Origin of the sequence: Hymenobacter negativus, assembly GCF_016056375.1 — a bacterium.
Classification (GTDB): Bacteria; Bacteroidota; Bacteroidia; order Cytophagales; family Hymenobacteraceae; genus Hymenobacter; species Hymenobacter negativus_A.
Genome location: NZ_JAEDAE010000019.1, coordinates 1 through 12,517, shown reverse-complemented (window position 1 = coordinate 12,517; position 12,517 = coordinate 1). Strand labels below are relative to the sequence as shown.

Annotated in this window: 10 protein-coding genes; 3 read left to right on the top strand and 7 right to left on the bottom strand. The window is 62.0% G+C overall.

Going from position 1 to position 12,517, the window contains the following annotated elements:
- Positions 1–231 (top strand): hypothetical protein (locus I7X13_RS21355; protein ID WP_213019130.1); only part of this gene is annotated, 231 nt, incomplete at its 5' end.
- A gap of 55 nt (positions 232–286) precedes the next feature.
- Here I7X13_RS21355 and I7X13_RS21330 read toward each other — a convergent pair.
- From I7X13_RS21330 to I7X13_RS21305, 6 genes are all read right to left on the bottom strand, one after another.
- Positions 287–3,517 carry a putative Ig domain-containing protein gene (locus I7X13_RS21330; RefSeq protein ID WP_198077043.1) on the bottom strand — a complete coding sequence of 1,077 codons (3,231 nt, stop codon included), beginning with the start codon at positions 3,515–3,517 and terminating at the stop codon, positions 287–289.
- 705 nt (positions 3,518–4,222) lie between these two features.
- Entirely contained in the window at positions 4,223–4,627 is a 405-nt protein-coding gene (gene arfB / locus I7X13_RS21325; protein ID WP_198077042.1) for an alternative ribosome rescue aminoacyl-tRNA hydrolase ArfB, read from the bottom strand.
- A 93-nt stretch (positions 4,628–4,720) separates the two neighbouring features.
- Complete coding sequence (locus tag I7X13_RS21320) at positions 4,721–5,668, bottom strand: 3-oxoacyl-ACP synthase III family protein (protein WP_198077041.1); 948 nt, start codon at positions 5,666–5,668, stop codon at positions 4,721–4,723.
- A gap of 213 nt (positions 5,669–5,881) precedes the next feature.
- Positions 5,882–6,610 (bottom strand): head GIN domain-containing protein, encoded by a 729-nt coding sequence (locus I7X13_RS21315; RefSeq protein WP_198077040.1) that lies wholly within the window; start codon positions 6,608–6,610, stop codon positions 5,882–5,884.
- A 111-nt stretch (positions 6,611–6,721) separates the two neighbouring features.
- The gene (locus I7X13_RS21310; RefSeq protein ID WP_317191599.1) at positions 6,722–8,101 is read right to left on the bottom strand and encodes a carbohydrate porin; all 1,380 of its coding nucleotides are present in this window, start codon (positions 8,099–8,101) and stop codon (positions 6,722–6,724) included.
- Between the two features lie 118 nt (positions 8,102–8,219).
- Entirely contained in the window at positions 8,220–8,636 is a 417-nt protein-coding gene (locus I7X13_RS21305; protein WP_198069715.1) for a winged helix-turn-helix transcriptional regulator, read from the bottom strand.
- Between the two features lie 142 nt (positions 8,637–8,778).
- Between I7X13_RS21305 and I7X13_RS21300 the strand changes: the two genes are divergently transcribed.
- Both I7X13_RS21300 and I7X13_RS21295 read left to right on the top strand, forming a co-directional pair.
- Positions 8,779–9,684: an NmrA family NAD(P)-binding protein gene (locus I7X13_RS21300; RefSeq protein ID WP_198077039.1), complete on the top strand. Its 906-nt coding sequence runs from the start codon at positions 8,779–8,781 to the stop codon at positions 9,682–9,684.
- A gap of 165 nt (positions 9,685–9,849) precedes the next feature.
- A complete protein-coding gene (locus tag I7X13_RS21295) occupies positions 9,850–10,632 on the top strand; it encodes an alpha/beta fold hydrolase (RefSeq protein WP_198077038.1) in 783 nt (260 codons plus the stop codon).
- Positions 10,633–12,260: 1,628 nt separating this feature from the next.
- Here the strand turns inward: I7X13_RS21295 and I7X13_RS22000 are convergent.
- On the bottom strand, positions 12,261–12,517 hold a 257-nt coding region (locus I7X13_RS22000; RefSeq protein WP_233454892.1), incomplete at its 5' end, for a hypothetical protein.

Here is a 12,517-nt window from a genome sequence, read left to right as displayed (position 1 = left end):
CCCTTCGTGGCCACGCTGGTCGACGTCACGGGCCTGATTATCTACTTCTCAGTGGCCCTGCTCATCCTGCGCGGCACCCTACCCCAACGAAATGAAAAAGCCCCACGGCCTTGCGGTCGTGGGGCTTTTTCATTTCGCCAGCTCTACGCTGACAACGCGTCGTGGCGGGTTTGGGCGGCGGTAATGGCGCTGATGAGGATGGCCACCTGCCTAAGGTTTTTGGTGAAGTAGGCGGTTTGCCCAAGATGCCGTGAACAGTGCTTGCTTACTCAAGAGCAGCGCTTGCTTATTCAACCGTGAGGCGCACGGCACGGATGCCGCTGCGCACCACGTACACGCCGGTTGGCAACCCCGCCGGCAAGGCCAGCAGTGCCTGGCCCGCCGCGTCGGCCAGAACCGAGAGCACCGGGCGTCCCAGCGCATCCAGCACCGTCACCGCCACGCCGGGCTGCGCGCCCGTGAGGGTGGCCGCACCGTGGGCCGGGTTGGGGAAGAGAGTAAGCGCGGAAGGCAGGGCGGGCGTAAGGGAAACGCTACGCACGGGCGAGTAGCTGAAAGTGCCGTCCGTATCGAGCTGCTTCAGGCGGTAGTAGAGCGAGGCCTGGCCGGCGCCGGCCTTCGACAGCGAGCCCAGGGCGTTTAGGACTTGGGTGTCCAGTTGCTCGTAGCGGCGGGCACTGCTGCTGCTCCCGGCGGCGGGCACCGTGCCGATGCGCCCGAACGACTGGCCATCGAGGCTGCGCTCTATCTCAAAGGCCTGGCTGTTCTTTTCCGAGGCGGTGGCCCAGGCCAGGCGCACGGCGGCCGGCCCGGCCAGGGTGGCCGTAAAGGCGCTTAGCTCCACTGGCAGCGGGGCGGCTACCTCCACCGCCGACGAGGTAAACGTGTCGTAGACGGTGGTAGAAGCGGGCTGAATGCTGCCCAGCAGCACGTTGTCGAGGAATACGTTCACCACCTGGTTTTTAGCTGAGTAGTCGCGCTGCACGGTGCGGAAACTGACCTGGTAGCTACCGGCTGGCACCGTCACCAGCTGCGAGATGCTGCCATTCTGGCCGCCAGAGCTTTGCAGGAAAGCTACGGCATCGCCATCGGGCGAGGGAGCCGCCCCGAACGCGCTGTTGGAGCGGGCCACGCCGGCCGTCTCACTGAAGGTCCAGGGAGTGGCTACCACGTTGTCGGCATAGCGGTGGCTTCTTTCGGCCACGTTGCTCGTCTCAAAGCTTCCGTTTTGCAGGGCACCGGTCACGGGGTTATTGTTTTGCAACACCTGCACCGCGTCCACGAAGGCGGTCACGTCGTCGGTACCACCCAAGTTGCCTGCCCCCCGCAGGGTGAGCCGGGGAGGAGCCGCGAAGCTCTTGGTGATGGTGTAGGCGGGACCGGCAGTGTAGGGCAAGCTCACTACCTGGGGCGTGAGGCCCGTGCTGTTGGCCACGTTCAGGCGCAGCGTGCCGCTGCCAGTGCCGGTGCTCACCACCACGGTGTAGGCGGTGCCGGTGCCGCTCACGCTGCTCACCGCTGCCCCCGTAGGACCATCCACGGAGAAGTTGGCCGCCGATACGCCCGCGACCGCCGTGGTAAACCGCACCTCGTACTGCACCGTGGCCGTGGCCGTGGGCGAAGCCGTGAGGCGGGTGATGGACGCCACCGCGGGCGGCGCGGCCACCACATACAGGGCGTAGGCTTTCGCCGCGCTATACGGCCCCGTGCCAGTGGAGGCATCCGTGGCCGACACCGTGAAGCTGAACGTACCGCTCTCGGTGGGCGTGCCCGCCAGCGTGCCGCCCGCGCTCAGGCTCAGGCCCGCCGGCAGCGCGCCGGCCGTGAGCGTATAGCTATAGGGAGCCGTGCCACCGCCGGTACTAAAGGACTGGGAGTAGGCGCTGCCCGCCGCGCCGTCGGGCAGCGCGGCGGGCGTGAGCACAAGGGTCGGGGCTGCCATAACGAGTGTGAACCCGCCCGTGCCACTGTAGGTCCCGCCGCCCGTGGCATCGGTGGCGCGCACGGTGATGGGGAACGAGCCCCCCGCCGTGGGCGTGCCTGAGAGCTTGCCGTCGGTGCCCAGGGTCAGGCCGGCCGGCAGCGCGCCGGCCGCCAGGGTGTAGGTATAGGGGGCCGTGCCGCCGCTGGCCGTGAACGTGTGGCTGAAGGCGGTGCCCACCGTGCCGGCCGGCGGGGTGCCCGCGCCCAGCGCGATGGCGGGCGGCTGGATGACGAGTGTGATGGTGTAGTTATCAGAATCGTAGGGACCGAAGCCGGTGGAGGAGTCGCGGGCGCGCAGGCTGAAGCTAAACGTGCCGCTGGCCGTGGGCGTGCCCGACAGGGTGCCGTTGGCGCTTAGGCTCAGGCCCGGCGGCAGCGTGCCGCCCGTCTTAGAAATGGTGTAGGGGGACGTGCCCCCGTAGGCTCCGAAGACCTGGGTGTAGGGCTGCCCCGCGGTGCCATCCGATGGGTACCTGGGCCCCACCTGGTACGGATTGGGCCCGCTGATGGAGATGACCAGGTTGGCAACGCTGCTGTAGGGGCCGGGGGGGGTGTTGACGTAGCGCCCGGTGCCGGTGGAGGAGTCGGTGGTGCGCACCGTGAAGCTGGCCGTGCCGCCCTCGGTGGGAATACCCGACAGCACGCCGCCCGCGCTCAGGGTCAGGCCCGCTAGCAGCCGCCCGCTCGCAATGGCGAAGGTATAGGGAGCGGTGCCGCCCGTGGCCGTCAGCTGCTGATAGTAGCCGCGGCCAACGCCGCCAGTGGACACAATGGATTGCTCCAGCCGCACCGGCGGGGCAATGACGAGCACGGTTTCGGCGTAGGCGTCGGTAGAGTAGGGACCGCTGCCGGTGGAGGAGTCGCGGGCGCGCAGGTTGAAGCGGAACGTGCCGCTGGCCGTGGGCGTGCCCGACAGGGTGCCGTTGGCGCTTAGGCTCAGGCCCGGCGGCAGCGTGCCGCCCGACTGGCTGTAAGAATACGGAGCCGTGCCCCCGGAGGTCGTGAAGACCTGGGTGTAGGGCTGCCCCGCGATACCATCCGCTGGGGAGCTGGGTCCCACTTGGTACGGATAGGGCGAAGCCACGGTAAAGACGTAGGAAAACGAGCCGCTGTAATAGCTGGGGGAGGAGTCGGTGGCGTAGACCGTGAAGACGGCCGTGCCGCCCTCGGTGGGGATACCCGACAGTACGCCGCCCGCGCTCAGGGTCAGCCCGGCCGGCAGCCCCCCGGCTACGATTCTAAACGTGTAGGGAGCGGTGCCGCCCGAGGCCGTTACCGTTGCGTTGTAGCTGCGGCCGATGCCGGCATAGGGCAGCGAGGTCGGCGCTACCGTGATGGTGGGGCCTACCACCAGGGTGCCGCCCGTGGCCACCCCTACCGGGGCGCCGGTGCCGGCCGTGGCGCCCGCCTCACCAGCCGCCAGCCCACTCACCCAGGCCAGCAGCACCAGCAGGCGCAGCGCCGGCCAGCCGGCCCGAAGGTGTAATTTCCAGATGGTTGATAGGTCGAGTTGTTTCATAAAAGCACGTTTCATAGTTGAGTGGTAATAGGCGGCCTCCAGCGAAAAATTGGGGTGCCGGCAAGAGAGGTGGCACCTCAAATAGCTCAAGCAAAGCACCCGGCTGGGCAGGTGAAGTATTATCCCAGGTACAGAGTTGCTTCCGCTAGCTACGGCGGGTCAAAAGTCCGCCCCGAGGGGGCGGCTTTCCAAATACAGCGCGTAGACAAAGCGTAGACAACCTGTATAACACAATGTAAATCAAAGCTTTTTTTGAGTACCAACTGGAGCGTGGCACCAGCTTCACGCCGTTCTAAACCAATAGCAAGGTGGTTTTCTCGGGCTGCTTACCTCAACAAAATTAAAGCAGCTAGAGTCTATCGCAGGGGGCAGCCTCATGCAGCACCGTGCGTTGAGGGCGGCAAAAAAGTAGTAATGTCGAGCATCCCATATCAGTAAAACGTATTCAAATAGTAAGGTATTAAAAGGACTAAAAAGACAGTCCGGTGGTAAAGGGATGGCTTTATAACAGAGCAATCGGTTAGGTAAACGCTTGTTTCTCTGAACGGCCGCTTAGGGCTTGCGCTACTAGTCCTGCTGACTGGATGAAGTTCAAAAAAAACTGGTTCAGTCAACAAAGTATAGAAAACCTTCTGTGGGGATGAGTTTCGTGAACCGCGAGCCTGCCCGGCGGCTTGGCAGGAAATTTTCATGGCCAGCAAACAGCTGTGCCAACGTTCTCTACTCTACCCGCCGCCGGTTGGCCTTCTTTTCGCTGTCCTTTTTTTTACCCTCTAGGCGCTTGCGCACGGCGCTTTTGCTGGGCTTGGTGGCCTTGCGGGGCTTGGGGCGGCGCAGGCTTCTGAGAAGCAAGTCGTGGAAGCGGGCCAGCACAATTTCCTTGTTGCGGAGCTGGCTGCGGTCATCCTGCGCGGCGAGGAGCAGCAGGCCCTCGGCGGTGAGCTGGTTTGCCAGCTTCTCCAGCATCAGCCGTTTTTGCTCGTCGGTGAGGATTTCCGAGTTGAGCAGGTGCCAGCGCAGTTCCACCCGCGACTCTACCTTGTTCACGTTCTGCCCGCCCGGCCCGCTGGCCCGGCTGGTCTGGAAGGTGATTTCGGGCAGGAAGGCGGCGGCGGGAGGAAGCACTTTGTTAAGTCAAGAGGTAAGGGTTAGGAGTTAAGAGTTGATTATTGAGGCTAACGTGCTGCCAGCTCTCAACTCCTAACCTTTAACTCTTAACTACTTGTTCAGCAGCATCGCCCCGTAGGAATACCCGCCGCCGAAGACCGTAATAATCACCTTATCGCCGCCTTTCAGCGTGTCCCACACCTCGGCCAGGCCGATGGCAGCCCCGGCGCAGCCGGTGTTGCCGAGGCGCTCGATGTTGCTCACGGCGCGGCTGGGGTCGAGGCCCAGGGCCTTGGTCACGTTTTTCGAGATGCGCAGGTTGGCCTGGTGCGGAATGAGGTAGGTGAGCTCTTCGGTGGGAATGTGGTGCTTGTCGAGCAGCGTCTGGGTAACGCGGGCCATGTAGGTGCAGGCTTGTTGAAACACGTCGCGCCCGAAAGGCATCACAATGCCGCGCTCCACGGGCTTCAGGGTCACGGCTTCGTCGGCCTTGCTCACGGGGGCCGCCCCGCCGGTGATGACTTCGGCGATGTGCAAATCCTCGGGGCTGAGGCGCTCCTTGCTGATGAGCAGGGTCGCCGCGCCGTCGCCCCAGAGGTGGCCGGCCATCGTGTCTTCCTCGTTGTTGTAGGCCGTGTTGTGCTCGGTCACGACCACCACGGCACGGCTGGCCTTGCCCATGGCAAAGTAGCCCTCCACAATCTCCACCGCGTTGAGCAGCGAGGAGCAGGCCGAGGAAATGCTGACAGTTGGGATTTCGTTGATGTCCAAATCGCGCTGCACGGCGTGCGCGGCGGTAAAAATGGTATCGTGCGGCGTGTAGGTGCCGGCCACAATAAGGTCGACACTAGCTTGGGCAAAGGCGGGAGCAGCGGCCAGCGCCGCACGGGTGGCGGCAATGGCCATGGTGTTGGCATTCTCGCCGGGGGCCGCTTTACGGCGCTCCTGAATGCCGGTGCGCTCAATTATCCACTCGCTGGCCAGGCCATTAAGACGAGTGAAATGCGCGTTGGTGACGACGGCCTCCGGGAGGTAGGCCGCCACATGATGAAGATACACGGGGTGGTATTGGGTGAAACGCAAAGCCGGCCAGCGGCCCTACAAAGGTACGGCCCGCATTCTCCGGCGGTCGGCCCGCCCCGATGATATGCCCGAATTTTATACCAGCAGGCCATTATTCAGTTAAGAATTAACAGCGAAGAGTTAAGAGTTGAAGCAGGAGAAACCCCTGATTTCAACTCTTAACTCTTCGCTGTTAATTCTTAACTGACTCTATTCCTTCACCACCCGGCCGCTGCCGTGGGTGCTGCTGCTGAGCTGCGCCCCGCCGGCTACGTACATACTGCCCGAGCCCGAAATCGACCCATCAGCCGTGCGGCTGGCGTACACGTAGGCATTGCCCGAACCGCTGATGCGGGCGCGGCTGGTTTCGGTTTTTAGGTCGCGGGCTTTCACTTTGCCCGAGCCGCTGATGCGAATGTCGTTGCTGGGGCAGGTGCCGCTCACCGTCACATCGCCCGAGCCCGACACGCCCGTTTCAAGGCGGCCGGCCTTGAGCTGCGGCACCACGAGGTCGCCGGAGCCGCTCACGGCCAGCGTCATGGCGTCGGCTTGCAGCCCGCCGTTCACTTCCATCTTGCCCGAGCCGCCCACGCGCAGCGCCGTGAGGCTGGGCGCGGTCACGTACACCGTCACGGGGCCGTGGCTTTTATTGCTGAACATGCGGCCGTCCTGGTTGCGGAAGTTCAGGCGCAGCTTGCCGCCCTGCACGTCGGTTTCAAAATCGGCCAGGTCTTCTTTGCTTCCTTCCACGGCCACGCTTTGAGGGCTGCCCTGCTTCACGACCACGCGGGCCGAGCCCCCGAGGCTGATTTCGGTGAACGAACCCACCGAGCGGGTTTCGCGGTCGCTCTGGGGCCGGGTACTGGTGAAGGACGAAAGCGCGCCTACGGCCAGCACCAGCAGGCTGGCGCACATCGAGGTAATCTGAAAATTCTTCATGCGAAAAAAGGCAAAGGGTGAGTGAATAAACCCGGTTACCGCCATGATGCCCGAAACGTTACCGCGGTTGCCCGAAGTTATTCTTTTCTACCTTTTTTCGGTCTGATTTACCTAAAATTCAACGTGTAGGCGTACGGCCACCACATGCACCGGCCCGCTGCGGTCGCGGTTGTAGGCGGGGTTGATGACCAGCTGATAATCGGGACTGAGGGAAGCGTGGTACTGCGGCAGCGCAAAGCTGTAGTACACCTCGCCAATCTGCTCCAGACCATAGTTCAGCGCGCCGCTATTGGCAACATAACCCGTGCCGGGACCGTCGCCAACGATGAAGCCGTAGCCGCCCGCACCCAGGTAGGCTCGGTGCTCGGGGCTGAGGCCATTCACCACGATGGCCGCGCCGAGGCGGTCATCAGGCCGATGCCACCGGTCGCCGGTGCTGGCAATGCCGAGGCTGGCGCTGTGGTCGATTTCGGTGAAGGCCCAGGTTTCGTTCTTGCCGTCGTTGTAGCTCACGCGGGCAAATAGGCCCACGTTTTTGGCAATTTCCTGCTCCGCGTTCAGCCCGAAGCCGAGCTTGGTGTGGCCGTCATGGCGCACCAGCGTCACGTCGGGCTGCTCGCCGGTGAGCTGGGCCAGCCGGATGGCCGTGTTATAGGTGGCCATGGCCGCCACGTTGCGGAAGCCCAGCGCCCGGATGGTACCCTGCCGCCCCTTGAGGTGGTACACCTTGGTCAACTCTACCGTTTCGGCGTGGGCCGTGCCGTAGTGGAAATCCAGCACCGGGCCGTTGGCCAGCGTGGGCATGAGCGTGGAGGCAAACCGGGCCGTGAAGCCGGGCGTGACGTACTCAAAAACGCCGCCCACCGTGTAGCCACGCGTGTTGGCGGCGTAGTCCCAGGCCCCGGCGCTCATCAGGCTCCAGTTCAGAAACTGGGTGCGCGGGTCGTGCGAGTAGCTGTTCTGGTCGAAGAAATCGGCCGTGCTGAACTTGCCCAAATTGAGGGCAAAGTAGCGCTGGGGCGTGGGGCCGGCCACCTGGTTGAGGTCGTCGAGGTCGAAATCAGTCGCCGTGCCCAGCGCAAACACCTGCCGCAGATACAGCCGCGCCAGGTACAGCTGCGGCGAAGGGTCGCCGATGCGGAACGTCTCGCCGTTGGTGAAGCCGGCCACGCCGCGCGCGCCGCTCAGCCCGCTACCGCCGGCCACTTCGGGGTTGAAGTACACGGCCGCATTCTTCCACAGCCGCCGGCCGATAAACAGCGTGCTGGTGAAGGAAAGCTTGGCCGATTCGCGGTCGGCCAAGCTGTAGTCGCCCGCGTATGGCGTGGTCAAGTCATTGTGCCACTGGTCGATGAGCGTCTGCTGGAAGTGCAGGCTCCATTTGCGGGCCTTTTCGGCGGGCTGGTGCATCGGCTCCTGGGCCGAGGCGGCATTGGGCGGCGTGGCGGGCGTTGTAGAGCCGGGCGGCGTGACCTGGGCCAGGGCGGGCACGGCCAGCAACAGCGCCCCGGCGAACAGAAGAGTAGTGTGTTTCAGAATCTAAAAAGCTAAGAAAACCAAAGATAGTCCGCCGGAAGGTCCCGCTTCGGAGATGTTGAAACAGTGAATTTTAGTTTGCGGCCACGGCTGAGGCCAGCGCTCCGGGCAGCCCGCAGCCGCCCGTGCGGTCGAGGTACTGCTTGCCCCAACCCACCAGCTCGCCAAACAGCGGCTGCACGCGTTGCCCCTGCTCCGTCAGGCTGTAGTCGACGCGCGGCGGCACGGTCTGGTGCACGGTGCGGGCCACGATGCCGTCGGTTTCCAGCTCGCGCAGCTCCTGAATCAGCATCTTCTCCGTGATTTCGGGCATCAGCCGGCGCAACTCGCCGTAGCGCCGGGGCTCATCGAGCAAGTACGAGAGAATAAGCAGCTTCCACTTGCCGCCCAGCACGTTCAGAGTGGTGCGCACGGGACAGGTCAGGTTGCGCTCAGTATCGGCGGCCGACCAGTAGGCTTCGGCCGTTTGTTGTTTGGTGGGTTTCGACATAAAATTATTGCACTGACTAACAGCTATTTTTACTTTTAAGTAAGTACCCTACTTTTTAGTAGGCACTTGCGAAAAGCAAAGTTAGGCCATCACCTTTGCATCGCCGCCGCGCAACGATGCCCCGGCTCAAGCTTTTGCTCCTATGTCAAAGAAAATCACCGTCCTCGGCGCGACCGGCCACATCGGTACCGCCATCGTTCACACGCTCCTGAAGCAAGGCCACCAGGTAACGGCCGTGGCCCGCCCCAGCGCCCGCCTCGACGCACTTGCTCAGGCCGGAGCTACCACCAAAGCCGGCGATGCCCACGACGCGCCTTTCCTCACCGACGCCCTGCGCGGCGCCGATGCAGCTTTCCTAATGATTCCGCCCAACGTGACCTCGCCCAACGTGCTGGGCTTCATGGACCAGATTGGCGAAGCCACCGCCCAGGCCGTGCGCGCCTCCGGCCTGAAAAATGCCGTGCACCTAAGCAGCATTGGGGCCGATGAGGCCGCCGGCACCGGTCCCGTGGTGGGCCTGCACCGCCAGGAAGCCCGCCTCAACGCCATCGAAGGCCTGAACGTGGTGCACCTGCGCCCGGCCTATTTCATGGAAAACCTGCTGGCCAACGTGGGCATGATTCAGCACATGGGCATCGCCGGCTCGGCTACGAAAGCAGACGCCGCGTTTCCGATGGTGGCCACCAAGGACATCGCCGCGAAAGCTGCCGAACTGCTGGCTGCCGATAAGCTGGAAAACCACGCCGTGCAATACATTCTGGGGCCGCGCAACTACACCCTGGCCGAGGCCACAACGGCTATCGGCCAGGCCATTGGCCGGCCGGAGCTACCCTACGTGGCCTTCTCCTACGAGGACGCTAAAAAAGGCATGGTCGGGGCTGGCTTGAGCGAGAACCAGGCCGACCTGTACGACGAGATGACACGCAACATCAACGAAGGCAAGTCGATGGCTAACGGCCCGCGCGACGCCGCCAGCACCACGCCTACTACGGTAGAGGAATTTGCCCAGACTGTGTTTGCACCGGCTTTTAAGGCCGCCACGGCGTAAGTCTGAGTAGATAATGTTCGTCATGCCGAGCGCAGCCGAGGCATCTCGCGGGTGGTAGTTTGATTGAGTCACTACCACCCGCGAGGTGCCTCGGCTGCGCTCGGCATGACGGTCTTTCGGCTGTTTATAACCGGCTTTCCCTGCCCTGCGCGCTACTTTTGCCCCATGCCGCTACTTCATCACCTCGACCAGGGCCAGGGCCGCCCGCTGGTCATCCTCCACGGTCTGTTTGGTACGCTTGATAACTGGCAGAGCTTGGCGCGCCGCTGGGCCACCGAAGCCGGCCTGCGCGTCATCAGCGTGGATTTGCGCAACCACGGCCGCTCGTTTCACTCGCCGGAGCACACCTACGCCCTCATGGCGCAGGACGTGCTGGAGCTGTTCGACCACCTGCAGCTCGGCCCCGATACCACACTTATGGGCCACAGTATGGGCGGTAAAGTAGCCATGCGCCTCGCCCTCGACCACCCCGAGCGGCTGGCCCGCTTGATTGTGGTCGACATCGCTCCGCGCTTTTCCGATATGGAGCATCAGGACGACATCGTGGCCGGTCTGCACGCCGTGGACCTCCGCGCCATCACCAACCGGCAGGAGGCCGACGCGGCGCTGGCGCAGCACGTCGGCAACCTTGGTACCCGGCAGTTTCTGCTAAAAAACCTCTACCGCAAGGAGGATAATGCCTTTGCCTGGCGCATCAACCTCGACGTGCTGGGCGCCCAGTTACCTGCTGTGGGCGAGGAAACTACGGGCAAAGCACCGTTCATGAAACCGACCCTATTCATTCGGGGCGGTAAGTCGGACTACATCACCATCGAGGACAAGCTGCACGGTATTCCGACGCTATTTCCGCATTCGCAGGTTGTTACCGTGGTCGATGCTGGCCACTGGGTACACGCCGAGAAGCCAGAGGAAGTATTTGGGCTGGTGAAGTCGTTCGTGCAGCAGTAAAGGTCGGGCAGCTGCTTAGTATGCTGATATTGTCAGATGAATTTCTATTGCAGTTTTGACAAGATACACCTCTTGGCTGGATATACATATTTATGATTTCAAGCATAAATATTTTCTAAAAATTTTAACTATGATTAAAGCATGTTTATTTATAATTAATTATTAATCTTAATAGGTCAACTGTGCTATATATAACAGCTTGAAATATATCATTAACCAGATTTTCAAACCCTGTCAGAGATTGTAGCAATAATATTATTTATCAAATATATGATAATTAATATTTTTAAATGTACATTCATTTCAAGCAGATTTAATTGAATAAAAGAAATAATATTGTGCACTGCATTCAGCAATGCTTCTATTAAATCTTCTTTTAACCTTTTAAAATCTGCTTAGTGAAAACTCAACTACCTCTCGGAGTCGTACTGAGATTAGCGTCGTTAGGACTGTTTTTTTCGGTACCAATGCTGGGCAATGCCCAAACTGGAATCGGCACACGCACGCCTGACCCATCTGCTGCACTCGATATTTCGAGTAGCACTCGGGGCTTGCTTATCCCACGAGTAGCCCTTAAGTCGGCTACTGACAACACTACGGTTGTAAATCCAGCCAATGGCCTGCTGATTTTCAATACCAGCAGTGACCTGTTAGGTGGACCGGGCCTGTATTACAACGCTGGTGGCACGGGCACCAAAGGCAGCAACCCCACCAACTGGGTGCGGATAGCGACCAGCAGCGCGCCAACAACTGAGGACTCTTGGCGGACCATTCCCAAAACCGGGCCCGTGAAGCCTGGTGTAAATGGCACAAACGGCCTCGTGGCGGCTGTTTCGGGTTACATCGACAATCAAACCGCGCTGGACCAGCTGGCTGACTTTCGCATTTCGGGCACTGGTAAAATCGGTAGTGACCTAACCATTGGGGGGAATGCGACTATTTCTTCGCTGGGTACTGGCACCACAAGCAAAGTGGTTGCGGACGCCAATGGCATGCTTATAGCCCAGCCCCTCGATGCGCTGGTATTAAATGGGCAGCAGCTGAGTTTGGGTACCAGTTCTGTCACTTTGCCTTCAGGTCCTGCCGGGCCTACCGGGCCTACCGGGCCTACGGGTCCGCGAGGCCTCCAAGGCGCGCAGGGCGTGCAGGGCGTACCTGGCGTGCAGGGCATTGCAGGAGCCGAAGGAGCAACCGGCGCTACTGGCCCGCAGGGCATTGATGGCCCCCAAGGTCCGCAGGGGATAATGGGTGCTACGGGCGCCACAGGTGCTCCAGGTCCCATAGGCCCACAAGGAGCTACTGGGCCAGCCGGTGCCACAGGCCCGCAGGGGGTGGCAGGCCCCGCTGGTGCTCAGGGTGCCACTGGGGCTACCGGCCCGCAGGGTGAAATCGGCGCCACTGGTCCCCAGGGTGCTACAGGCGCGACGGGTGCTACCGGCGCAACGGGCGCCACTGGTGCTCAAGGTCCACAAGGAGAAACCGGGGCTTCTGGCGCCCAAGGCCCACAGGGTATCGCTGGGCCAACTGGTGCACCGGGTGCTCAAGGCCCACAAGGGGAGACTGGAGCAACTGGAGCACCAGGTCCTCAGGGTATTGCTGGCCCTACTGGTGAGACGGGTGCTACCGGTTTACAGGGTCCCAAAGGTGATAAGGGCGATACTGGCTTTGATGGTGCAGCCGGTCCCAAAGGCGACCAGGGTATTCAAGGCGTGGCCGGTCCGGTAGGCCCCAAAGGCGACACCGGGGCCTCGGGTGCGGACGGGGCAAAAGGCGACCGAGGCGACCAAGGCCCGGCTGGTCCTATTGGCCCGAAAGGTGACACCGGCTTTGACGGCGCGGCTGGTCCGAAAGGTGACCAGGGCGTGCAAGGTGTAGCCGGTCCCAT

Bases quoted from the DNA above. Each gene is read 5' to 3' on its own strand.
- I7X13_RS21300 (WP_198077039.1), top strand. From the start codon at position 8,779: ATGTCAAAGAAAATCACCGTCCTCGGCGCGACCGGCCACATCGGTACC.
- I7X13_RS21305 (WP_198069715.1), bottom strand. From the start codon at position 8,636: ATGTCGAAACCCACCAAACAACAAACGGCCGAAGCCTACTGGTCGGCC.
- I7X13_RS21330 (WP_198077043.1), bottom strand. From the start codon at position 3,517: ATGAAACGTGCTTTTATGAAACAACTCGACCTATCAACCATCTGGAAA.
- I7X13_RS21315 (WP_198077040.1), bottom strand. From the start codon at position 6,610: ATGAAGAATTTTCAGATTACCTCGATGTGCGCCAGCCTGCTGGTGCTG.
- I7X13_RS21295 (WP_198077038.1), top strand. From the start codon at position 9,850: ATGCCGCTACTTCATCACCTCGACCAGGGCCAGGGCCGCCCGCTGGTC.